Genomic DNA, 23,974 nt, shown 5'->3' with positions numbered 1-23,974 from the left:
CAACGGTTGCTATAAATGATGAGCACGCTATCCACCACACAACTACGCGCCATTCTCAAGCCTGAAAGCACGCGCTGCGCGGTTCACTGTTCCAGCAAAAAGCGCGCGCTGGAAATTATCAGCGAGCTGGCCGCCGAGCAGCTAAATATCCCTGTCGCCACCGTTTTTGAGGCTATCCTCAGCCGTGAGCGCATGGGCACAACCGGCATCGGCGCAGGCGTCGCAATCCCTCACGGCAAGCTGGAAGAAGACACCACCCGCGCCGTTGGCGTATTTATTACGCTTGAGCAACCGGTTAGCTTCGACGCGGCGGATAACCAGCCGGTCGACATCCTGTTCGCGCTTTTAGTGCCTGAGGGCGAGTGCCAAAGCTATCTGGAAACGCTGTCAGCAATTGCCCAACGTTTTAGCGATAAAACCCTGTGCCGCCAGCTGCGCATCGCACAGACGGACGAAGAGCTGTACCAGCTGCTGGCCGGTGCGACGGACGCTCAGGAAGAAGCGCCGAAGCCTGAAGAAGATTCGTCCGTTGATGAATCGCATGATGAGAAGTAATGACACAAAATGATGGCATAAAGTTGCTTTTGTCATGTAGAGTGAAAACGTTATCGCTATATACGTATACAGTGCCAATGAAGGCAAACGAATTATCCTGCGGCGATGAGCGATAGCACAGCCGACCGTAGATTAACCTCGTATTACGATCACTAAGGGGAAGAGTAACATGGTGCTGATGATTGTCAGCGGCCGTTCCGGCTCGGGTAAATCCGTCGCGCTCCGTGCGCTGGAGGATATGGGGTTCTACTGTGTCGACAACCTGCCTGTGGTGCTACTGCCGCAGCTGGCGGAAACGCTCTCTCAGCGAGAAACGTCCGCCGCCGTCAGCATTGACGTACGAAACCTGCCTGAAACGCCAGAGATCCTGGAAGAGGTGCTCAACGGCCTGCCCGGCGACTTCACGCCCCAGCTTCTGTTTTTAGACGCCGACCGTAATACGCTTATCCGCCGCTACAGCGACACCCGTCGTCTGCATCCGCTGTCGAATAAAAACCTGTCGCTTGAGAGCGCTATTGACGAAGAGGACGCCCTGCTTGAGCCTCTGCGTTCGCGGGCCGACCTGATTATCGACACGGCCGAAATGTCCGTACACGAACTGGCCGAAATGCTCAGGGCCCGCCTGCTCGGCAAGCGCGAACGCGAGCTGACGATGGTGTTTGAATCCTTCGGCTTTAAGCACGGCATCCCCATCGACGCCGACTACGTGTTTGACGTGCGCTTCCTGCCTAACCCCCACTGGGATCCCAAGCTTCGCCCAATGACCGGGCTCGACAAGCCGGTAGCCGCGTTTCTGGACCGACACACGGAAGTTCACAACTTCATTTATCAGACCCGCAGCTATCTGGAGCAGTGGCTGCCGATGCTGGAAACCAACAACCGCAGCTACCTGACGGTCGCCATCGGCTGTACGGGCGGCAAGCATCGTTCCGTCTATGTCGCTGAGCAGTTGGCGGACTATTTCCGCTCGCGCGGGAAGAACGTCCAGTCCCGCCACCGCACGCTGGAAAAGCGTAAAACTGATGGAAAAAGCGGCGGTTAAAGCAAAAAATAACCCGTTAGCCATTCCCTGACTTTGCTGATATGATGCACAGAGTTAACACACGTTTCCGCGCTGACGAATTTTACGTTACGCGGCGATCGGATGGCTTATTATGCGATCCCGATCGTTTTAATTTGCTTAATACCTATTGATAATCGGGTTGCAACTTACGTTAAGCCCCCGCATTAAGCTGCGGGGGTTTTGTTTTGCTTAGAGCCCGCACAACGTTAATTGGGACTTCATCAAGGATATTATCGGAGTAATGTATGCTTAAACCCACCATCATCATCAATGAACTGGATGCAGAGCGTATCGATATGCTGCTTGAACGCCCTGAGTTCGCTTCATCGCCGGTGGCTCAGGCACTGACTGAAGAAATCGACAGGGCAGAGATCGTCGCCCCCGAGCAGATGCCGGCCGACGTGGTTACCATGAACAGCCGCGTTCGTTTTATCGATCTCAGCAATCAGGAAGAGCGGGTGCGGACTCTGGTATTCCCTAACGCCCTGACGGACAGCAACGAACAGCTTTCCGTAATGGCGCCTATCGGCGCCGCGCTGCTCGGCCTTCGCGTCGGCGCTGACATCAGCTGGCATCTGCCCAACGGTACGGTCACGAAAATTAAAGTGCTGGAACTGCTGCACCAGCCGGAAGCCGCCGGCGAACACCAGTAACGAAAAGCCGACAATAAAAAATGGGCCGCGCGGTTTGCATCGGCCCATTTTTTTATCGTAATTTTTTACCGCAAGAAAGGCGCTTTATTCACCCGCAATCTTCATTTGCTCGATCAGTACCGAACCACACTGAATGTTGCTGCGCGTCTCAACGTCGTCCCCAACGGTAACGATGTTACGCAGCATCTCTTTCAGGTTGCCGGCAATGGTAATCTCGCTGACCGGATACTGAATTTCGCCGTTCTCAACCCAAAAGCCTGCGGCGCCGCGGGAATAGTCGCCGGTAACGGTGCTCACGCCCTGCCCCATGAGTTCAGTCACCAGCAGACCGCGCCCCATCTGCTTAAGCATGGCGTCAAAGCCCAGCCCCTGCCCGGCAATCCGCCAGTTGTGAATGCCGCCCGCGTGGCCAGTATTGGTCATGCCGAGCTTACGGGCCGAATAGCTGGTCAAAAGCCAGGTTTCCAGCACGCCGGCGTTGACGATTTCGCGAGAGCGCGTGGCGATCCCTTCACTGTCAAACGGCGTTGAGGCCAACCCTTTCAGGATGTGCGGACGTTCGCTAATCGTAAGCCAGGAAGGCAGTATCTGCTTGCCCAGCTCGTTTAACAAAAAGGTGGACTTACGATAAACGTTGCCGCCGCTGATGGCCGAAACCAGATGGCCAAACAGCCCGGTCGCCACTTCGGCGCTGAACATCACCGGTGCCTGCATCGTGGGCAGCTTGCGCGGGCTTAAACGGGACAGCGTGCGGCGAGCGGCCTCCTGCCCTACCCACTCGGCGCTCTTAAGATCGGACGCCACGCGGGAGATGGTGTAAGCGTAGTCGCGCTCCATGTCGCCGTCCTGCTCGGCGATAACGCAGCAGGACATAGAGTGTCGGCTGCTGCAGTAACTTTGCAGCATGCCGTGGCTATTGCCGTAGACCTTTACGCCATAGTGGCTGTTAAAGCTGCCGCCCTCGCTGTTGGTAATGCGCGGGTCGGCTTCTAGCGCGCTGCGCTCGGCCCGAGCGGCCAGTTCGATGAAGCGTTCCGCGTCAAGCTCAACGGGGTGAAACAGATCCAGATCCGGCGCGTCAAAGGCCATCAGATCGCGTTCACCAATGCCAGAGTAGGCATCAGCGGAGGTGTAACGAGCAATGTCGAGCGCCGCCTGAACCGTGCGCGCAATCGCATCCGGGCTCAGATCCGTAGACGACGCGCTGCCCTTGCGCTGCTGGTGAAATACCGTAATGCCGAGCGCCCCGTCGCTGTTGAATTCAACGTTCTCCACCTCGCCAAAGCGGGTGGAAACGCCAATCCCCGTTGACTTCGTCACGCTGACTTCCGCCGCGTCGGATGCCGTCTTCGCCAGCTCCAGCGCCTGGGCTACTGCCTGTTCCAGCGCTTTACGCTGCTCTGCCACCTGATTCACAATGCTCATACTTCAAGGTTCGCCATGGTCTTAAAAAAAGATGACCACAGTTTAACAGGATCCGAGCACAATTTCGCACATCGTCGACAACCTGTTACTATTAGCACATGTGACGGCTAACGCCGATTTTTCAGAATCAGGCCAGATGACAAGATGAGCAAATTTAAAGATGACGAGCAGTGGCTCGACGATCCCCTTCCCGGTGACCAGCCTGAAGAAGACGAAGAGATTATATGGGTCAGCAAAAGTGAAATTAAGCGGGACGCCGAAGCGCTTAAGGATCTGGGCGTAGAGCTGGTAAAACTTGGGAAAAACGCATTAGAACGCATCCCTCTTGACGAAGACCTGCGCGCCGCTATCGATCTCGCCCAGCGCATCAAAAAAGAGGGCTACCGCCGCCAGATCCAGCTGATTGGCAAAATGCTGCGCGCCAGAGACGTCGAGCCCATCCAAACGGCGCTGGATAAGCTTAAAAACCGCCACAACCAGCAGGTCGTCGTTTTCCACAAGCTGGAAAGCCTGCGCGATCGCCTGATCGACGGCGGCGATGACGCCATTACTGAGGTGATAAACCTCTATCCAAACGGCGATCGCCAGCAGCTGCGCTCAATGGTCAGAACCGCGCAAAAAGAGCGCGCGGGCAACAAGCCGCCTAAAGCGTACCGGCAAATTTTCCAATACCTTAAAGAGCTGGCGGAGCAGGACGAGTAGCGCTCCACCTTTAGCCCGAAACAAACGGCCGAGAGAGCGCTCTTTCGGCCGTTTGTTTATTTTTCTTTTCCACAGTGTTAAACGCTCCGCATCTCTCACGAAATATCAAAAATCCTCACGCTCAATGCGTCATCGGGCTCTAAGTCTGACTACCTATAAATAATTAGAATATCCCCAAATTTATTATGGGGACTTAAAATGAAAAACAAGACGACTACAACCCTTAGCGTTTGCGCTCTAGCCATGGGCGTGACTTTTAGTGGAAGCGTTTTGGCGGCCGACGCCGTCGTACTTAACGGAAAAAACCTGACTCTGGAAGACGCTTGGGCCGTTGCCGCGCAGGGAAAAATTGTCAAGATAGACACAGGCGCTATGGAAAAGATGAAGCGCTCTAACGAGCTGCTGATGCTGGCCGCTGAACAGGGCGTACCCGTTTATGGCCTGACCGTCGGCGTAGGTCTGAATAAAGACAAATCGCTGTTCGACGCCCACGGCAAGCTAAGCCCGGAGGTGCTGGATGCCTCTCGCGCCTTTAACCGCAACGCGCTGCGTGCTCACGGTGCGGGCGTAGGGCCGGATATGCCCGTCGATTTGGTGAGAATGGCGATGGTGATTCGTCTTAACACCATGCTGACCGGCGCTACCGGCGCGCAGCCTTACGTCGCCGAACTGTATGAGCAGTTCCTCAACAAGGGCATTACGCCGGTCGTCCCCTCACAGGGCTCCGTCGGCGAAGCGGACATCACGCTGGCTTCCCACATCGGCGACGCCATGATGGGAGAATGGCGGGTTATCGTAGATAATAAGACCATCCCCGCCGCCGTTGCGCTGAAAAACGCGGGCATTAAACCGCTGGAGCCGATGGGTAAAGACGCCCTTTCCATCCTTTCCACCAACTCAATCTCTACCGCCTACTCCGCCAAAGCGATTATGAACGCGGAGCAGGTCGTCAACGTGACGCCAGTGGTGTTTGGCCTGAGTTTAGAAGGCCTTAACGGCAACGTTTCTCCAGTGCTGCCGCAGAGCATCTCCGTTCGTCCGTTCCCCGGCCTGGCCGACAGCGCCAAGTCCATTCGCGACGCGCTAACCGGTTCCTATCTGTGGCAGCCCAACGAAAAGCGCCCGCTTCAGGATCCGCTCTCTTTCCGCACCACCGTATTTGCGCTCAACGAAGCCAAGCGCGATCTGGCTAACGCGCAGGAAATGCTGTCCATCCAGATGAACAGCTCCGATGACAACCCGGCGGTGATTCTTGACGCCAGCGAAGAGTACGCGCAAAACGGCCAGGTGAAGCAGTATTACGTGAAGGGCAAAGACATTAAGGGCGCGATTTACCCGACCTCCAACTTTGAACCGCTGCCTCTGGCGCTGGCGGTGCAGAAGCTGTCGGTATCGTTGGCCCATCTGTCCCACAACAGCGTACAGCGCACGCTTCACCTGTCTGACGACCACTTCACCGGCTTGAGCCGCTTCCTGACGGCGGAAGGCAACCCCGGACACGCCTTTGGCGCCATCCAAAAGCCACAGGTCGCGCTCCACTCTGAAAACGTCGATCTGGCCAATCCGGTCTCGCTGGACGGCCAGGTGATGGCGGGCACTATCGAAGATACCTTTACCAATAATCTGTACGCCTCTCAGCGCCTGCAGCGCATCGTCGACAACGTCACGACCATCTACAGCCTGGAGCTTCTGCACTCGACGCAGGCCATCGACCTTCGCAAGAAAGTCATGCCGGAGATGAAGATGAGCCAGCAAACCCAGGCGCTGTATCAGGCCTATCGCAAAGTCGTCCCGTTTGTTGACCAGGACCGCATCTACAGCGACGACATTAAAAACGGCGCAGCGCTGGTTGCCGATTACCCGGTGCAAAAATAGGAGCGGGTCATGAGCCACAGTAAAAAAGAGCGCCCGTCGGCGCGGCGCGATTTTCTCACCAAGGGGGCGTTACTGGCGACGGGAGGCCTGATGGGGCTTGCGTTACCCGGCGCGCAGGCGCAATCGGTCACGGTAAACGTGCCCGAAACCGTCACCGGAGGGAGGACGCGCTTTCACCAGATTTACGACGTCATCGTGGTCGGCAGCGGCTTCGCCGGCCTCGCCGCCGCGCTGGAAGCCAAGAGCCGCGGCCTTGACGTGCTGGTTATCGAAAAAATGGCGGTCTACGGCGGCAACTCCACCATCAACGGCGGCGCGTTTGCCGTCGCCGGATCCCCGCTGCAAAAAGAAGCCGGCATCGAAGATTCGCCGGAGCTGATGTACAAAGACATGCTGAAAGCCGGACGCGGGCTGAACCATCACGACATTCTTCACGTGTTGGTCAACGGCACGCAGGAGGCCTATGAGTTCACCATCAAGCACGGCGTTCGCTACAAGCCGTTCGTTCAGCACTTCGGCGGCCACTCGGTGCCCCGCACGCTGCAAACCGTTGAAAGCTCCGGCGCGGGCATCGTCATGCCGCTGCGCAACTCGGCGCAGAAGATGGGCGTCATTTTCAAAAACCGCTGCAAGTTTGAATCCTTCATTCAAGACGACAAACGCCGGGTGATTGGGCTACAGGCGCGGGACGACTACCGTTTCCCCGATGAGAGCAGCGGCACGCTCAGAAACTACGGAGCTCGCTATGGCGTAGTCATGTGCAACGGCGGCTTTGGCAACGACCTTCGCTTCCGCCAGATACAGGATCCGCAGTTGGTCAGCGACATCGATACCACCAACCATCCCGGCGCGACGGCGGAAGGGCTGCTCGCCATGCTGGGCATCGGCGCGACGCCGGTACAGTTGGATCTGATTCAGCTAGGCCCTTGGTCGTCCCCTGACGAGAAAGGCTTCGGCAACGTTTCCCAGTTCAACACCATCGCCGGCTATCCGATGGGAATTATGGTTGACGTTCGTACCGGCAAGCGCTTTACCAACGAGCTGGCCGACCGCAAAGCGCGGGAAGATGCCATCCTGGCCCAGCGAGACGCGAACGGCAAGCCGGTCTACCCGGTGTGCTTTACCAACCTTGAGGGCGCCAAGCTGGCGCAAAGCCTGCCCGCCGCCCTTAAGTACAACGTAGCCTGGCAGTTTAATACGCTAAAAGAACTGGCCGACCATTTTTCAATCCCCTATGACAACCTGCAAAAAGAGGTGGACGCCTATAACCAGGCGGTAAAAAACGGCGGCGGCGACCCCATGGGGAAAGACGTCTCCCGCGCCATTTCGCTGGCGGAAGGCCCCTACGTGGCGGTCCGCGTTTGGCCCAAGGTGCACTACACCATGGGCGGCGTGCAGATCAACGTCAACGGTCAGGTGCTTAACGCCCTTAACGGTGAGCCCATCGTCGGGCTTTACGCGGCGGGAGAAGTTACCGGCGGTCCTCATGGCGCAAGCCGACTCGGCAGCTGCGCCATCGCCGACGGGCTGGTGCTCGGGCGAGTCGCCGGCGCGCACGTCGCGACCCAAACCGCGACGCCTCTGTTTGTTGATAACGCCTAAGCCATGGGAGAGAAAATGTCTTTATATCAACGAATCGCCTTTATTTTGGCGCTGCTGTTTTGCGCCAGCTGCTGGGCTCAGGGCAATAATGCATCGGTCAACGATGCCCGCGCCTTCCAGAAAAAGCTCGACAGCATGACGATAAAACCCTACCACCAGCCCTTGGCGGCCACGGGGCGCGACGCCAGCTGTCAGCTTTGCCACGGAGCCAAAACGCCCGCAACGCCGCCGGACGACGGCAACTGCCTGACCTGCCACGGCAGTCTCGATCAGATTGCCGCGCTGACGGAGCCAAAGTCTAAAGAGGGCCATCCTGAGCCCAATCCGCACAACTCCATCCACTACGGTAAAGACGTTCCCTGCAGCGCCTGCCACAGTGAACACAAGCCGTCTCAGGTCTATTGCAACAGCTGCCACCTGTTCAAGTACCCGAACATGAAACCCTGATGAGGATGCGATGAACATGAGACAGATAGGGAGAATGCTAAGGCCGCTCATCGCGTTCGGCGCGCTGGTGTGGCTGTCCAGCGCGCTCGCGGCGGAGCCTGACAACGGGCAGTGCCTGCGCTGCCACGCCGACAGCGATATTCACGCCGTAACGCCCGCCAACGCGGGAAAAAGGCTGTTTATATCCAATGAAGCCTATCGGGAAGGCGTTCACGCCTCGCTGCCGTGCGTCGCCTGCCACCAAAGCCCGGCGGGCAACGCCGGGTTTGAAGCGCTGCCGCACAAAGAGGTCGCCACGGTCGCCAACGCGTGCGAAAGCTGCCACGGCGTAGTCAAACACGATATCGTCAGCGCCTACCAAAAGAGCGTTCACGCGCAGAAAATCGCTCAGGATAAGTTTAGCTGTCAGTCCTGCCACGATGCCCACACCATGCAGCCCACCGTTATTACACGGCCAAGCAGGTCGCAGATAGCGGCAACTAACGCGCTGTGTACTGACTGCCACACGAGAGCGGCGGACTACAAAGCGCTGTCCGGCAAATCTGTCACTGAGCAAGACCTGAGCCATCCTCAGCTCCCTGCTGCACAGCTGCACCTGTCGTCACTGCGCTGTACGGACTGCCACGCGGCGACGGGAGACGGCACGCTTCACAACGTTGCGCCGGCAAAAGAGAGCGTCGCCTGCAGGCAGTGCCACAGCGAGTCGTCGCTGTTGGCCGAGCGCCAGCGCTTCACGCCGCCAGCGTCGCTTCGCGCAGGAAGCCTGCTGGGCCACGGCCTTTTTGACGACGCATCGCTGATTAAAACGCTGGATTCGCTCGGCGGCATACCCGCACGGCAGCAGGTTCAGGTAGAAAACGCAGGTGCGTTCATCGACAGCTATATGGTCGGTGCGAACGGCTCCCCGAGGGTCGATCTCGCCATTTTCTGGGCGATGGGAATACTGGCTGCGCTGTTAGTCTCTCATGGCGCTATTCGCCTGCTGACAGGCAAACGCGAAGCGGGCGCAGAGTGGCACAGAACCTATCTGTACACGCTGCCGGTCAGAGTCTGGCATTGGCTCAACGCACTGTGCTTTATCGTTCTGCTGTTCTCCGGCGTCGTGATGCATTTCGCCATCGGCGATCTGGCCTTCTGGGCAGAAGTGCACAATGCGGCGGGGCTTACCCTGTGCGGCGTTTGGCTGCTGTTCCTGCTGGTGAACCTGACCGGAAACGGCCACCACTACCGGGTTCGGATGCAGGGGCTAGCGGGCCGCATCATCCGCCAGGCGCGCTATTACCTGATAGGCATCTTCCGCCATGAGCCGCACCCGGAAACGCCGAACGAACGCAGTAAGTTCAATACGCTGCAGCAGCTAGGCTATCTGTGCGTGATGTTCCTGATGGCGCCTCTGCTGTTGGCCAGCGGGCTTTTGATGCTCTACCCGGAATACGTCCCGGAAATGCTGTTTGGCCTTCCCGGCAAGCAGCTCGTTGCCTGGTCGCACTACGGGCTGGCCGCCGCCACACTGGCGTTCCTGCTGGTACATCTCTATCTTTGCACCACGGGCGACAGCCTTAGCGCACTGATAAAGGGAATGATTGACGGCTATCACCGCCATAGGAATAAAAACTCAGACAACCGCGATTAATCAACGCACGGCCCCTTGAACATTAAGGGGCCTTTTTATAAAAAGAAACACAAATTCACATTTTGTAATAAATATTGAGATAAATCAGTGCCGCCCCTTCCGCTCCGTCTTACATTTCTTAATATTGTTCGGGGAGTGTCGTTTTATTATCCGTATCTATAAAAATAACAAGAAGACATAAAGGAAGGTCTACGCGCCATGCGTGAAGCACTTTGCAGTACGTTGCATCTTGAGAAAGCCATTGCGGCCTGTATTCAAGCCGCGCCCAGCGACTTTCCCATTGACGGCATCTTTCTCAACTATTACCGCGACGACATTCAAAGCATGCAGTTCCTCGCGCTGGCGACAAGGCGGCGCAGCCGGGCGAAGTTGAACGTGCTGTCGATTCCGATTCACGTACTGTCTAAATTTATCGTCAGGGAAAACTTTACCACCACCATCCTCAACCGGCTGTCGGACGATCCTCTCACCGAATTCGTTATTAAACACCACTTTCGGAAGGTGAAATCCGCCATCGTCATGCGCCTGAAAGTGGACGATATCCGCTTAGGGGCGGTTATTTTCTTTAGCTACAGGGCAAACGCCTTTAACGCACACCATGCGGAACTGGCCGAATCGCTGAGGGGGCCATTCTCTCTGCTAGCCTCCCGAGCGCTGTCCCAGCTTAAAATCATCAGCGAAGAAACGCTGAAAGCCAGCTACACCCATCGCGCATCGATGCAGGAAGACAGCCTGCCCGCCGGCGTCATCGCCACGCAGAAAAGCCCCATGGCCTCGCTGTTTATGCGCCTTCCCGACATTGCAAAAAGTCAGCGGGTCATCGTCATCAAGGGGGAAAAGGGAAGCGGGAAATCGCTGTTGGCCCACCATCTTTATCAACAGTCGGACCGTTCGCAGCAGCAGTTGGCCGTGCTTTACGCCGAAACGCTGACGCTGTTTATCCACCGAGACGGCCAAGCCACCGAAGCGCGTACGCTAACGCCGAGCTCGCTAACGGACGGTACGCTGCTTGCGCAGGTAAACAGCGGAACGCTTTTGATTGAGAACGTAGAAAGCCTGCCCGAAGAGCTGCTTTGTGACCTAATGAAAAGCATCCGCATTCATAAAGAGAAAGGATGGCCCACCAGCGTCATCATCACCAGAACGCAGTCGCAGCGCCATCAGATAAACCCCGAAGCGCTGCTGAGCTGTGAATGCTACTGTTCTCTTTACTGCCTCTCGGTCACGCTGCTTCCCTTAAGGCAGCGGCGGGAGGATATTCCCGAACTGGTGACCTATTACCTGCTTAAGCTTAGCCAGAATACGCAGCACAGGCCGCCGCTGCTTTCCGTGCGCTTTCAGCAGTCGCTGCTGCACTATGATTGGCCTGGAAACATCGCTGAGCTTATCGCACGGCTGGAAAAAGCGCTGCTCGCCTGCAGCACCGACGTGCTGGACGTTAAGCCGGAAGAGTACGTTCAGAGCGCCGACGACAGGAACAGATCTATTCTGCCATTAGACGAAATCGTGCGAAGACACATTATTGAAACGCTGAGAAGAACAAACGGAAAAATATCCGGCGAAGGCGGTGCGGCGCAGATGCTACAGGTCAACAGCAACACGCTGTACAGCAAGATGAAAAAGCTGGGCATCACCCGCGATATCTACGCGCAGTAGCGCATCCGCTACTGTGAAAGAGCGCGCATCGTGTTGAACGACCTATTGGCTGTTAAAAAGCAACAGGCCATCCAGCTCCTGCTGCGCCTGTTCGAACAGGCGATACAAAGGAAGAAAGTCCAACGCCTGCCTGTCAAAGTGGGTAAACACTATCTGAACCGGCAGGTTTATTCCTACGGTTAACGCATCCCACAGCGCATCCAGATTATTACCAAACCAGTCCGGCAGTAAAAAGGTGTCGACAAACTGTAGATAAAAATCGGGCATTGAACCTATTTTAGCAAAATCAAAAACAACGCTTCTCATGATTACTTTACCTCCATGAAACGTTGATAATGGTCTATCGTTACATAAATCAAACCATCATCTGAATACAGTAACCTCTCTGCTCCTCGATGGCCGCAGCGATAATTAATATCCGCTTCAAACCACGTTCGCCCTTTGGCCTGCGGCAGGCGCTTTTCCCGGTTAGAAAAGCGATCTCCGCCAATAGCCTTTCCGGGCAGAACGGAACACAGATTACCGTCGCGCGCATCCCAGCCTTGCGAACGGGCTTGACTCTTGGTGATGTAATAGTCCGGCAGGCGACCGTGCTCGCGCACGTAATTCACAACCGTTTGTCGCTGAGTCAGGCGGTCAATATCCTGAACGGCCTGAGAAGACGAAGAGATACTGCCCGCAACGCCGTCCGATATGCCGCCGTTGTTACTATGTAAAAAATTAAAGGCTAAGCCGCCAATAATCAGTAACAGAAAAACAACGAGTAGTAATTGCGTATTTCTTTTCATCACTCAGCGCTTGTTGGGGATATCTCTGCCATTCAACGTATTTATATTACACACCCTGCCTATTTACTCTTTAATGGCCATTTATCCTAGCCATTAATAATAAAAGTATGACATTGTTTTCAATTCGTCAGCTTATTTTCGCTTTCTTTACGTTGGCTAAAGAATTTTAATTCCGCGATGATGGTAAAGGTAATCACGACCAGCAGCCCCCACGAGCTGATTTTTCCCAGATGCACCAGCTCCCAGCCTCCCGTCTGATTTGGATACTGCCAGCCGCCAAACAGCGTAGTTACGTTCTCGGCAATCCAGATAAAAAAGCCTATCAGCAAAAAGGCCAGCGGCATCGGCATCCAAAACTCTCTTACCATCGGACGGAAATAGACGCGGGTACGCCAGAAGGCCGCCACCAAAGCCAGCGTCAGCGGCCAGCGGTAGTCGCCGATAAAGTGGTGAGTAAAGAAGTTCAGATAAATCGCAAACGCCAGCGTAACCGCCAGCCAGTGAGGTGGGTAGCCAGCCAGCCGCAGCGAAAGGTAGCGCCACGACTGCAGCATATAGCTGGCAACCGCCGCATACATAAACCCGCTGTAGAGCGGAACACCGGCAAGCTTGGAGTAGGCAAACTCAGGGTAAGCCCACGAGCCGATGGTTGGAGAGGTCTTAAAGATTTCCAGCGCCAGCCCCAAAAGGTGAAACAGCGAAACGGCCGCCAGCTCTCTTTTAGTCTCTAATCCGTAATACACCAGCGCAAACTGCACCGCCAGCGCAACGATAAGAATAAAGTCATAGCGGGGTAAATCACCCATCGGCAACGCTTTCGACAACGCCAGAGTAATAAAGAAAGAAACGGCGAACGCGCAGCTCAGCGCCTCTTTAATGCCAAAACTCCAAAACTCCAGCAGAGGCAAAGGCAAGCGACGCATCGGCGAAGGCATATACCACGGATACCGGTATTCCCTCAGGCAGTCGTTGTCATAAACGGCAATCGCGGACATAGCAAAATCCCTGCAAATAGAACAAACGTTATATGCAGAATAATCAGGCTATGTGTAAAGCGCGTGAAGCAAACGTGAAGTCAGAATAATTTTACCGCCCGACGGTAGTCGAGCGGCAAACGTCGTCAGATTTTGCCCAGATAGTCGCGCTTGCCGACGGCTACGCCGTTGTTGCGCAAAATGTTATAGGCAGTAGTAATGTGGAAATAGATGTTCGGCAGCGCGTGCTGTAGCAGGAAAACGTCGCCGCGCATCGGTTCGTCGTACCAAGGCAGTTGGATCTGGCGCGATTCGCTGTCGGCGAAATCTTTCTCTTCCAGCGATTTAATGTAGTCAATCGTCTTAGCTATCCGCGCCTTAAGCTCGGCGAATGTCGTCTCGTTGTCTTCATAAATCGGCGGTTCCAGCCCGGCAAGGCGCGCTGCGCAGCTTTTGGTCATGTCGCTGACCAGCTGGACCTGACGCACCAGCGGAAACATGTCCGGCGCCAGGCGAGAGTTGAGCAGCACCTGCTCCTCAATGCGTCGCTCTTTGCAAAACGCGGTCGCAATGCTCATCAGAAAGTCGAGGTTGTTCAGTACGCGGATCGTACTCTGTGTTGCCAACTGATAATAGGACAAGCTCATCGTATCACTCCTGAAAGTCAGACTACCCCACGCGCCGCGCTCGCAGAACCCCTGAGGTTCGTAGAGGCGGCACTCCTCTCTCTTTAGGCGGTTCCGCCCACGGTCAGGCTGTCAAGCTTCAGCGTAGGCTGGCCGACGCCGACCGGAACGCTTTGCCCCTCTTTCCCGCAGACGCCGACGCCCTTATCCAGCGCCAGATCGTTGCCAACCATAGAAATTTGCTGCATCGCCTCAATGCCTGAGCCAATCAGAGTCGCCCCTTTCACCGGCTTGGTGATGCGGCCATTTTCAATAAGATAGGCTTCAGACGTCGAAAACACGAACTTTCCGGACGTAATATCGACCTGACCGCCGCCGAAGTTCGGCGCATACAGACCAAAGTCTACGCTTTCAATAATCTCGTCTCTGGTGGACTCGCCGGCCAGCATATAGGTGTTGGTCATTCGCGGCATCGGCAGGCTGGCGTAGGACTCGCGGCGACCGTTACCGGTGGGCGCAAGCCCCATCAGGCGGGCGTTAAGCTTATCCTGCATGTAGCCTTTCAGTACGCCCTTCTCAATCAACACGTTGTACTGACCGGGAACGCCCTCATCGTCGACGGAAAGCGAACCGCGACGGCCCGACAGCGTACCGTCATCGACAACCGTACAGAGCTCAGACGCGACGAGTTCCCCCATGCGGCCGCTAAACACCGACGCGCCCTTGCGGTTAAAGTCGCCCTCAAGGCCGTGCCCCACCGCTTCATGCAGCAGAACGCCCGGCCAACCGGCACCGAGCACGACCGGCATTGCGCCCGCGGGCGCCGCAACGGCGGAAAGGTTCACCAGCGCCTGCCGGACGGCTTCGCGAGCGAAGGCCTCGGCCCGAACGCCCTCCGAGGTCGGCTCAAGGAAGTAATCGTAGCCAACCCGACCGCCGCCGCCGCTGGAGCCGCGCTCGCGCTTGCCGTTTTCTTCGACCAGAACGCTCACCGACAGGCGAACCAGCGGCCGAACGTCCGCCGCCAGCGTGCCGTCCGTCGCTGCAATCAGCACCGTTTCATACACGCCGCTTAGGCTGGCGTTAACTTCCTGCACCCTGGCGTCTTCCGCCCGAGCGGTCTTGTCGACCAAGTGCAGCAGGTCAATTTTTGCCTCACGCGACAGGCTTTGCAGCGGGTCGAGGGCGGGATACAGCGGCGCATAGCCCACCGCGCCGAGCACGTGGGTTTTGCCGTCGCCGACGTCGTTAACAATGCTTTTGGCGGCGTTGGCGCTCTGAATCAGCGCCTGAAGAGTTATCTGATCGGCATAGGCAAAGCCGGTTTTCTCACCGTGAACGGCGCGCACGCCGACGCCTCTGTCGATATTGTAGGAACCCTCTTTAATGATGCGATCTTCAATCACCCAAGACTCATGGTAGCTGGACTGAAAGTAAAGATCGGCATAGTCCAATCGACGTGAAGACATCTGCCCCAGAACGTCAAACAGGTCCTGATGGCTTAAGCGATTGGCCGTAAGCAGCTGCTCACTGACCAGAGTAAGATTCATTGCGTTACTCACCTTTTTTTATCACCGCTTTAAGCACCGGCTCGAAGCGGTTATGTTTCATTAGCGGCATTTGCTCGCGCAGCTTCGGCAGCCCGCTGGTATCGACGCGCACCTTGATGCCCTCGACCGCATCGGCGTTAATGCCCACCACGCTGCCCCACGGATCAACGGCCATCGTATGCCCCCAGGTGCGGCGCGTAGCGCCGTGACGCCCCACCTGCGCCGGAGCAAGTATCCAGCACTGGTTCTCAATCGCCCGGGCGCGCAGCAGAATCTCCCAGTGCGCTTCGCCGGTCACGCGGGTAAAGGCGGCGGGAACGGTAATAATGTCCGCGCCGCGATCGCGCAGCGCCTGGAACAGGCCAGGGAAGCGCAGATCGTAGCAAATCGTCATGCCCAGACGGCCGACCGGCGTATCCACCACGGTCAGGTGCTGGCCGTAGTCGTAAGTATCGGACTCACAGTAGTGGCCGTGGCTGTCGGCGACGTCCACATCAAACATGTGCATTTTGTCGTAGCGCGCCTTCAGCTCGCCCTTATCGTCAAACAGCAGGCTGCTGGCGGTTAAACGCTCAGGGTTTTCGCGGCTGATAAGCGGCATCGAGCCCACCAGAATCCACACGCCGTAGCGCACCGCCATTTCACGGATGGCGTCCTGCAGCGGACCCGTCCCTTCGGTTTCGGAGTGCTTATAGTAGGTTTGCGTATCGGCAAAAAGCAGCGCGTTCTCCGGCGTCACCACCAGCTTGACGTGCGGCTTCAGCTGCTTGATCTGCTGCTCAATCTGCGCCAGGTTAGCGCGAATATTTTCCCCACTGCATAACTGTAACAAAGCAACGTTGGCGCTTTTCATTAACTAGAGTCTCCCTTTGGCTGTCGTAGCACCTCATGCACGACAGGCTCATCTAAATCACCGTCAATTCTGTAACGTATCAGCGAAATCTTATTCCACAGCGGCGACAGCACTTGGCTTGCGGCAAACACCGCCGCGCCGGCTATCGGGTTAACGACGAAGGCCGTCGCTACGCCAACGGTGCCGGAAATTTCCGGCGCAACCACGGCGTTAAGGCCCAGGCGGCGATTAACGAAGTCAATATCACCGTCAATCGCGATGTCCGCTGACAGTCCGTCAACCAACAGGTTGTCGGTTTTTGCCACACCGTTGGTTAACTTGATGCTACCGCTGATAGTATCAAAGTAAAAACCTTTACCAAAGGTATCGCGAAAATCAAACTGCAGCTTGCGCAACAGTGCGTTAAAGCTCAGCAACCGCAGAAGCTGGCCCGCATGGCCGCCGCCCGCGTTGTCCACCTGCCCTTTGCCAAGCTTGGCCGTTACGCCGCCGTTGAGCGTATCGACCAGAGGAGACCAAGGGTCCCCCTGCCAGTTCAGGTCGAAATCGACGTTAAACGGTGCGTCTTTCAGCGGCGTATAAACGCCAAAGTAATTCATGCTGCGATCGATTCGTTTGCCTGACAGCGTACCGTCAAAGCGGGTCGCAGAGCCGCCCGGCGAGCGAAGCCAGTCGGCAGAAAAGGTTAACTTCGTCGTACCGGTATCCACCAGCCCGTTCGTCACGCTCAGGTTATCGCCCCGAAAGCGCAGATCGGCGTTAACCACCCCCAAACGCTGGCCGACCACCCAACACTCTTTACAGCGCACGGCAATAGAGGGAAGCTGAGGGAAACGGTTGAAAGCGGCGCCCGCACCTTTGTTTTTTGTTGAGGAAACCGAAAACAGATCGGATTTAGGGTTAAAGTAAAAATAGTCAATGTCGGCCTGCCACGGCTGGCTGCCGTTCATCGCCAGACTGGCGCGAATTTCCTTACCGTTGAGCGCGACGCTGGTTGCGCCGGCGCTGCGGTTAACGTCTACCGTAAGATCGCGCCAGTATTGCCCCGCAAGCTCAAGCTGCGGCGAATGGATCACCCAGCGCGACGGCAGAGTAAACTTGGCCGCGACAGCGCTCTCTTTGCCGTCCGAACCGGACAGCGGCGACAGCAGTCCCAACAGGCGCTCGCCGTCTACGGCGGGTAACTGTATGTCTAAACGGGCGTCAGAAGGCAGCTCCGGCGTCTTTTTGCTGTTCATTCGCCAGGCAAATCGGGTGAGCTGAACCTGATTTTTCCCCAGCGTCCATCGGCTGTTTATCGCCTGATTGCCGGCAATGAGCCCCTGTAGATCAAATCCAACCGTATCTCCCTTTGCCTTCAGCGTCACCGGCAGCACGCTGCCGCTGCGCTTGCTCAAGGGCGCAGGTAAGCGACTGCTTACTCCGTTAAGGTCGCCGCTTAACGCGACGTCATACCTGGGGCGTCCCTTTTCCGGCAGCGTGATGTTAACGTCGCTTTTCCAGCGGGCACTGCCGGAAAGCTGCTTCGCGGCGTCCACTGGCAGCCACGGCAGCTGGGCTACCGCCCAGTTTCCGTCGATGCCAACCTGAACCGCATAATCTTTCGCGCCCTGACGGGTGGAGAAATTCAGGCCTATGGGCTGATTAAACCACTCGGCGCTCATCCTTTCGCTACTGAGGTTACCGTCGTCGAAACGGAAGCGACCGCTTACTTTCTCCATGATGCTGTCGATAGGCTTAATGTGCAGGCGGTTATCTTTGAGGTCTATCTCACCGCTGGCGTGGGCCTGCTCACCGTCCAGCGGGATATCCAAACGCAAGCGTCCGTTAACCTCGCCGCCGACGTCAATTTCATCCAGCGCCGAGCCGACGGTATCTTTGAGCGGAGACTGCTTTAGGTAGTCCCGCACGTCCGGCCCCTGACCGTTAACCTTGGCGTTAATGTCCAACTGCCCTTTATGGAAGTCGGCGATAACGGCGTCAATGTCAGTGCCTTTGACTTTACCCAGCATTGCCGACGGCGAGTGCATCCACAGGCCGCTGTTAATGAAATTCAGGTTGATGGTCATATCGCTGAGCGGCTGCCAGGTCGGCTGAAACTTGAATACCGCGTCCGTCAGCGGAGCATAGACCTCAAACAGCCCGTCGTTGTGCGGATAGGGGAAATGATGCGGATCGCCGTTAAAAATAAGCGTCGCGTTGTCGGACTTGCCGGCAACGATGGCGGAAGAAAGGTAGTCAACCAGCGGGGTACCCATCAACGGCTCAGGGAAATAGCGCCAGGCGTCGCCTGCGTCATATGCCCTGATTCCGGCCAAAATGCTTAACCAAGGCGCATCGTCGCCACCCTGACGGTAGCTGAAGCTGCCGTTAGCCCATACGGACTTGGCCTGAATGTCAATGTTATCGCCCCAAAGCCTGAACTCATGCTCATCGTTTAACCAGTGAATGGAGGCGTTGGCACTGTTGACGATGAGCGGTGCGCGGAACATCTCGTCGTAGGGCAGCGTACTTTGATCGAGACGCACCCCAACCGTTCCTCCCGCAGCGCTTCCCGCCACCTCAAACTCGGCGCGATCGCCTCCTGGAATATGTTTCCAAGGCTGCCAGCTGGCGTTTTCCCAACGGCCTTCAAAGCGGATTTTTTCCGGCGTACTCAGGGGAATGTCCAGCGCTAGCCGTTCCAGATTGCCCTTTGGCCGAATCTGTAGCCAGGCGTCAAGCGCGTCAGGCTGCAGGAAGCTAAACATCGGCAGCAGTGGGTTAATGCTTTCCAGATCCAGCTTAGCCGCACGGATCCGAAGCATTGATTCACCTTCTTCCCCCTGAAGGCTGGGGTTCTCTGGCTGCCAGAACAGGCTAACCCGTCCGCCCTTTGCCCACGCATGGCCGTCGGTTTTTAGATTCAACGCCGGCGCGTCCAGACGCCATCCGTCGCCCTGTCGTTTGACGTAAACCGCCAGCTTCTCAACGTCCAGCCGGTGCAAATCATCCCCTTTATGCCAGTCGGCGCGCCCCTGGCTGAGCAGCAGAGCGCCTCCGTCAATCTGACTGGCCTTAACGGACAGCCACGCTTCCAGACTGAATCGCGCATCGTCAAAACCGGTATTGGTCTTAAACCAGTGGCTGAGCCACGGCAGCACGTTAACGTTATCCGCCTGAAGATAAACGGTCCCGTTATCCATCAGATCCGCCTCGTCGCGCAGGTTAAAGCGAACCTTCAGCAGGCCGTTAGGGCCGTTCTCCGTTGATACGCTGACCTGCCCTTCCGCGCGATGGCGCTTGCGGTCGTTAAGCCAGTTCAGCCTTGGAATGGCCAGAGAAATGCGCTCGCCGGAGGCGCCCAGAAAGGAGAGTTGGCTGTCGAGCAGGATAAAGTGGTCAAACTGCTTAAGGAAAATATTCTTGAGCGTGGCGCTTCCGGTAGGCTCACGCCCATCGTCGCTCTGGGACTGGCCTACCGTATAGTTCAAGGCGCCCTGTACGCGATAAAAGGTCAGATCGCGAAACTGCCAGCGGAAGTTAACCAAAGAGGCCCAAACGTCGAGCGCCACCGTGACGCGGTCGACGCGGACCTCGCCAACGTCGGTCTGTAAAGAAAGTTCGCGCAGGTCGAGGGTTGGGCCAAACATCTCCCATTTCCCTTCCATATGCTCGATGCGAGTCGGGATACCGGTCATGTCCGAGACGGTGGCGAGAATGGGCTCGCGGTAGTCATTAATGCGAGGAAGCATAAAGCGCAGAGCGCCGACGGCCAGCGTCAGCAGCACTAAAAGCGCAACGGCTATTCTCAACACTATGCGACTGCTTCGCCCCATCCTTCCTCCCCTCACAACGCCCCCAGCAACTACTCCATCGCTACATCATAACGACGTCAAACTGTTCTCTGTTGTACAGCGGCTCTACTTGAATTTTAACCTGTTTTCCGACGAAGAGTTCGACTTCCGCCACGGAATAAGACTCTTCGCTCTTGAGCGCTTCCCCCACGTCGGGAGACGCATAGACCAGGAAGCGATCGGCATCGTAGGCGTGGTGAACGCGGACGATTTCACGCAGAATTTCATAGCAGACGGTTTCCACCGTCTTCACGCGCCCACGGCCCCGGCAGCTCGGGCATTCGCCGCAGAGCACGTGTTCCAGGCTCTCCCGCGTACGTTTGCGGGTCATTTCCACCAGCCCCAGAGCAGAAAAGTCGTTAACGCTGGTCTTGGCCCTGTCTTTAGACAGCGACTGTTCGAGAGAGTGCAGAACGCGGCGACGGTGATCCTCATTGGCCATATCGATAAAGTCGATGATGATGATGCCGCCCAGATTGCGCAACCTGAGCTGGCGCGCGATCGCGTGCGTTGCCTCAATGTTGGTGTTGAAGATGGTTTCATCCAGATTGCGGTGGCCGACAAACGCACCGGTATTAATATCGATGGTAGTCATGGCCTCGGTCTGGTCGATGATCAGATAGCCGCCGGACTTAAGCTCGACCTTGCGATCCATCGCCCGCTGAATCTCGTTCTCCACGTCGTACAGATCGAAGATCGGCTGCTTGCCGGTATAGCGCTCAAGCTTGTTGGTTACCTGGGGCATAAACTCGGCGGTAAACTCAACCAGAGAGTCGTAGGTCAGGCGGGAGTCAACCCGGATCCGGTCCAACGATTCACCGACAAAGTCGCGCAGCACGCGCTGGGTTAGCGCCAGCTCGCCGTACAGCATATTCTTAGTGCCGCTGCGGCTCTTGCGCTCCATGATTTTATTCCACAGGCGCTTTAAAAAGGCCGCGTCCTGCGCCAGCTCTTCGGAACCGACGCCTTCCGCCGCCGTACGGATGATAAACCCGCCATGCTCGTCACAGTATTCGGCGACGATACCCTTAAGCCGCTCACGCTCTTCTTCGCTGTCGATGCGCTGAGATACGCCAACGTGAGCCGCTCCGGGCATAAAAACCAGATAGCGCGAAGGCAGCGTAATATCGGTCGTCAGGCGAGCGCCCTTAGTGCCCAGCGGGTCTTTCACTACCTGCACAACCAAATCCTGGCCCTGACGCACAAGTTCAGTGATGTCTCGGACGTGAAACTGCTTTTGCTCAGTATCCGCAATGCATTCCGTATGCGGCATAATGTCTGAAGCGTGAAGAAAGGCGGCTTTATCAAGACCAATATCGATAAAGGCCGCCTGCATTCCCGGCAGCACTCGGCTGACCCGGCCTTTATAAATATTGCCCACGATGCCGCGCTTGGATTCGCGATCGATATGCACCTCTTGCAGAATGCCGCCCTCAATAAAGGCTACGCGGGTTTCTGAAGGGGTAACGTTAACCAAAAGTTCTGCCGTCATGTTGGCTCCTGATTTTGGGGCTTGGCCTGCGACTGCAAAAACGCGTCGAGCAGCTCACGAGTTTCAACCAGCGGCAGGCCTACCACCGCGTGATAGCTGCCGTTAATCGAACGGACGAACGCGCCGCCCAATCCTTGAATGCCGTAAGCCCCGGCTTTATCCATTGGCTCGCCGCTGGCGATATACGCCGCGATGTCCTGCTCGCTCAGGCGGCAAAAGGTCACTTCAGTTGTGACAGAGTAGCACATCACATGCCGTTGATTCGCAAATGCAATTGCCGTTATAACCTGATGCTGGCGGGCAGAAAGCGCGCGAAGCATCCTGGCGGCGTCCTCTTCGCTCTGGGGCTTCTCCAGCACCTCGCTGTCCAAAACGACGATGGTGTCGGCGCCCAGCACCGGCCAATCCCGCTCGGCTACCGCCACGCCGGCCTGCGCCTTACTCTTGGCCAGGCGGCATACGTAATCCAACGGCGACTCGCCGGCTTCCCGGCGCTCTTCAACGTCAGTGCTCAATCGTTCAAAAGAGAGGTTCAAAAGCCCCAGCAGCTCGCGGCGGCGCGGAGAGGCGGAAGCGAGGTAAATCGACGGCGTCATGCAGCCCTCATCTAACGGCGAAGCGCCGACGTATTTTACGCATTAACAGAAAAAGCCACGGCCAAAGCAGGCCGTTAATCAGGCTTTTCCACAATATTTCCGGCCTGAAGGCAACGTTGTGAACGGAGAACTCAGCCCAGAACACGATCACCTCCATCACTAGCGACAGCAGCACCACAATCAGCGCCTGCTGCCACAGGGCGAGATTGCGCAGCAGCTGACAGCGAAACGCGACGACGTAAGCGACAATGCCCAACGCCAGCCCCCGTACGCCGAGCGTCGCCCCTAGCGTCAGATCGCAAAGCAGCCCTAAAATAAAGGCGGTGCCGACGTTTATCCTGTGCGGCAGCGCCATGACCCAATAAACCAGAATTAGCATGACCCAGGAGGGGCGAAACAGATACAGCTCTTCCGGCCACGGCATGGTTTGCAGCACCAGAGCCAGAATAAAGGAGAACCAAACAATCCAACGCCCGGATCCGTGATAGCTGCTGCTCATCGCGCCCCTCGGTTAGGCTGAGCTGGCGCAGTCGTCGGCGACGGTACGGCGGAAGGCGGCGTCGCGTTGGACGGCGGAGTCGGCGGCTCGGATTCCGGCGGTAAAACCTGCGGCATCATCTGGCGCAGGCGCTCTTTGGCGATGCGCCGAACCTCTTCCGGCGGCAGCGGCTGATTGCCGTCGCGATCGGTAGGCCAAAGCAGGAGGAGATAGCGCAGGCGCTGAAGAGCGACCGTCGGGTGCGCCTGAATGACGGTGCTGGCGCGCTGGTCGTCGATGGCCACGGATGAAACAACCGCCACCGGATAACCCTCCGGGAAACGGCCGCCTAAGCCTGAAGTCACCAGCACGTCACCCACGCGAATATCGATGTCGCGCGGTAAATATTCAAGCTGAAGATCTTCCGTGCAGCCCGCGCCCATGGCGATGACGCGAATATCGTTACGCAACACCTGAATAGGAAGAGAATGGGACGTATCGCAGATTAATAAGACCCGGCTGGTATTTCTAGCGACGGCAACGACCTGCCCGACGACGCCCTTATCGTTAATAACCGGTTGGCCTTCATAAACGCCGTCCTGAAAGCCTTTATCGATAACGACCTGATAGCTGTAAGGATCCGATTCGGTCGACAGCACCTGAGTAATCATCTTGTGCTCGTCGCCGCGCAGTGGAGAACCGAGCAGCTCGCGCAGCCGGTTGTTTTCCTGTCTGAGTTGCCCAAGCAGCTGCAGATCGCTGCTCCTTAACAGCAGCTCTTGGCGCAACCGCTGATTCTCACTCTTCAGCTCCTCCCTTGAAGCCAGAGTGTCAGAAACGCCGTCAAGAACGTCGCGCGGCGCGTTCGCCACAAAAAAGAAAGGGCTTACCGCCGTATCAAGATAGCTGCGCACTTTGGAAAATACGCCAAGCTTGCTGTCGACAATAATCAGACTAACCGCCAAAACGACGGCCAGAATAAGGCGTAGCTGTAGAGACGGCCCTCTGCTGAAAATAGGCTTCATATAGTTGGCATTATCCTTGTCGATATGAAGAAGCGCGAGGCTCCTTCGGCAGGGACAACCGGATTCTGTCGCTCCTAAAAAGGACAGAAGCGCCTCCCCAGTTCGGCAGGTTCAATAAACGGAAGAACCTAAAGTCCGACGCTGA

Annotated in this window: 21 protein-coding genes; 9 read left to right on the top strand and 12 right to left on the bottom strand. The window is 56.7% G+C overall.

Going from position 1 to position 23,974, the window contains the following annotated elements; translation table 11 throughout:
- The first annotated feature begins 18 nt into the window (after nucleotides 1-18).
- From ptsN to rnk, 3 genes are all read left to right on the top strand, one after another.
- The gene (gene ptsN, locus G544_RS20480; protein ID WP_071783377.1) at nucleotides 19-555 is read left to right on the top strand and encodes a PTS IIA-like nitrogen regulatory protein PtsN; all 537 of its coding nucleotides are present in this window, start codon (nucleotides 19-21) and stop codon (nucleotides 553-555) included.
- 169 nt (nucleotides 556-724) lie between these two features.
- The gene (rapZ, locus tag G544_RS0112210) at nucleotides 725-1,597 is read left to right on the top strand and encodes an RNase adapter RapZ (protein WP_027274870.1); all 873 of its coding nucleotides are present in this window, start codon (nucleotides 725-727) and stop codon (nucleotides 1,595-1,597) included.
- Between the two features lie 266 nt (nucleotides 1,598-1,863).
- Entirely contained in the window at nucleotides 1,864-2,271 is a 408-nt protein-coding gene (gene rnk / locus G544_RS0112205) for a nucleoside diphosphate kinase regulator (RefSeq protein WP_027274869.1), read from the top strand.
- Nucleotides 2,272-2,355: 84 nt separating this feature from the next.
- Here rnk and pmbA read toward each other — a convergent pair whose 3' ends face one another.
- Nucleotides 2,356-3,696: a metalloprotease PmbA gene (pmbA, locus tag G544_RS0112200; RefSeq protein WP_027274868.1), complete on the bottom strand. Its 1,341-nt coding sequence runs from the start codon at nucleotides 3,694-3,696 to the stop codon at nucleotides 2,356-2,358.
- Nucleotides 3,697-3,840: 144 nt separating this feature from the next.
- On the opposite strand from pmbA, the gene yjgA reads away from it, so the two are divergent.
- From yjgA to G544_RS0112170, 6 genes are all read left to right on the top strand, one after another.
- Nucleotides 3,841-4,398 (top strand): ribosome biogenesis factor YjgA, encoded by a 558-nt coding sequence (gene yjgA / locus G544_RS0112195; RefSeq protein WP_027274867.1) that lies wholly within the window; start codon nucleotides 3,841-3,843, stop codon nucleotides 4,396-4,398.
- 198 nt (nucleotides 4,399-4,596) lie between these two features.
- The gene (locus G544_RS0112190; protein WP_027274866.1) at nucleotides 4,597-6,273 is read left to right on the top strand and encodes an HAL/PAL/TAL family ammonia-lyase; all 1,677 of its coding nucleotides are present in this window, start codon (nucleotides 4,597-4,599) and stop codon (nucleotides 6,271-6,273) included.
- A 9-nt stretch (nucleotides 6,274-6,282) separates the two neighbouring features.
- A complete protein-coding gene (locus tag G544_RS20475; protein WP_036023965.1) occupies nucleotides 6,283-7,875 on the top strand; it encodes a flavocytochrome c in 1,593 nt (530 codons plus the stop codon).
- A gap of 15 nt (nucleotides 7,876-7,890) precedes the next feature.
- The gene (locus tag G544_RS0112180; protein WP_174788503.1) at nucleotides 7,891-8,322 is read left to right on the top strand and encodes a cytochrome c3 family protein; all 432 of its coding nucleotides are present in this window, start codon (nucleotides 7,891-7,893) and stop codon (nucleotides 8,320-8,322) included.
- A gap of 16 nt (nucleotides 8,323-8,338) precedes the next feature.
- The gene (gene phsC / locus G544_RS21740; protein WP_036024023.1) at nucleotides 8,339-9,955 is read left to right on the top strand and encodes a thiosulfate reductase cytochrome B subunit; all 1,617 of its coding nucleotides are present in this window, start codon (nucleotides 8,339-8,341) and stop codon (nucleotides 9,953-9,955) included.
- A 198-nt stretch (nucleotides 9,956-10,153) separates the two neighbouring features.
- The gene (locus G544_RS0112170) at nucleotides 10,154-11,611 is read left to right on the top strand and encodes an AAA-type ATPase lid domain-containing protein (protein WP_027274864.1); all 1,458 of its coding nucleotides are present in this window, start codon (nucleotides 10,154-10,156) and stop codon (nucleotides 11,609-11,611) included.
- A 42-nt stretch (nucleotides 11,612-11,653) separates the two neighbouring features.
- Here the strand turns inward: G544_RS0112170 and G544_RS0112165 are convergent, their stop codons facing one another.
- From G544_RS0112165 to mreC, 11 genes are all read right to left on the bottom strand, one after another.
- On the bottom strand, nucleotides 11,654-11,917 hold the full coding sequence (locus G544_RS0112165; RefSeq protein ID WP_027274863.1) for a barstar family protein: 264 nt from the start codon (nucleotides 11,915-11,917) through the stop codon (nucleotides 11,654-11,656).
- Nucleotides 11,918-11,919: 2 nt separating this feature from the next.
- On the bottom strand, nucleotides 11,920-12,402 hold the full coding sequence (locus G544_RS0112160; RefSeq protein WP_027274862.1) for a ribonuclease domain-containing protein: 483 nt from the start codon (nucleotides 12,400-12,402) through the stop codon (nucleotides 11,920-11,922).
- A 116-nt stretch (nucleotides 12,403-12,518) separates the two neighbouring features.
- Entirely contained in the window at nucleotides 12,519-13,394 is an 876-nt protein-coding gene (locus tag G544_RS20465) for a DUF817 domain-containing protein (protein WP_051155725.1), read from the bottom strand.
- Between the two features lie 125 nt (nucleotides 13,395-13,519).
- Nucleotides 13,520-14,020 carry a DUF1993 domain-containing protein gene (locus tag G544_RS0112150; RefSeq protein ID WP_027274861.1) on the bottom strand — a complete coding sequence of 167 codons (501 nt, stop codon included), beginning with the start codon at nucleotides 14,018-14,020 and terminating at the stop codon, nucleotides 13,520-13,522.
- An 83-nt stretch (nucleotides 14,021-14,103) separates the two neighbouring features.
- Nucleotides 14,104-15,549 (bottom strand): metalloprotease TldD, encoded by a 1,446-nt coding sequence (tldD, locus tag G544_RS0112145; RefSeq protein WP_027274860.1) that lies wholly within the window; start codon nucleotides 15,547-15,549, stop codon nucleotides 14,104-14,106.
- A 4-nt stretch (nucleotides 15,550-15,553) separates the two neighbouring features.
- Nucleotides 15,554-16,402 carry a deaminated glutathione amidase gene (gene nit1 / locus G544_RS0112140; protein ID WP_027274859.1) on the bottom strand — a complete coding sequence of 283 codons (849 nt, stop codon included), beginning with the start codon at nucleotides 16,400-16,402 and terminating at the stop codon, nucleotides 15,554-15,556.
- Complete coding sequence (gene yhdP / locus G544_RS0112135; RefSeq protein ID WP_027274858.1) at nucleotides 16,402-20,220, bottom strand: AsmA2 domain-containing protein YhdP; 3,819 nt, start codon at nucleotides 20,218-20,220, stop codon at nucleotides 16,402-16,404. The genes nit1 and yhdP overlap by 1 nt, the downstream gene beginning before the upstream one ends.
- Before the next feature lie 40 nt (nucleotides 20,221-20,260).
- A complete protein-coding gene (gene rng / locus G544_RS0112130; protein ID WP_027274857.1) occupies nucleotides 20,261-21,730 on the bottom strand; it encodes a ribonuclease G in 1,470 nt (489 codons plus the stop codon).
- Entirely contained in the window at nucleotides 21,727-22,326 is a 600-nt protein-coding gene (locus tag G544_RS0112125; protein ID WP_027274856.1) for a Maf family protein, read from the bottom strand. Before G544_RS0112125 ends, rng begins: the two co-directional genes overlap by 4 nt.
- Before the next feature lie 7 nt (nucleotides 22,327-22,333).
- A complete protein-coding gene (gene mreD / locus G544_RS0112120) occupies nucleotides 22,334-22,825 on the bottom strand; it encodes a rod shape-determining protein MreD (RefSeq protein WP_027274855.1) in 492 nt (163 codons plus the stop codon).
- Nucleotides 22,822-23,829 (bottom strand): rod shape-determining protein MreC, encoded by a 1,008-nt coding sequence (mreC, locus tag G544_RS0112115; protein WP_027274854.1) that lies wholly within the window; start codon nucleotides 23,827-23,829, stop codon nucleotides 22,822-22,824. The genes mreD and mreC overlap by 4 nt, the downstream gene beginning before the upstream one ends.
- Nucleotides 23,830-23,974: the final 145 nt, after the last annotated feature.

The organism is Leminorella grimontii ATCC 33999 = DSM 5078 (assembly GCF_000439085.1).
GTDB lineage: Bacteria > Pseudomonadota > Gammaproteobacteria > Enterobacterales > Enterobacteriaceae > Leminorella > Leminorella grimontii.
The sequence above is the reverse complement of the archived record's forward strand: the minus strand, read 5'-3'. Positions and strand labels throughout refer to the sequence as shown.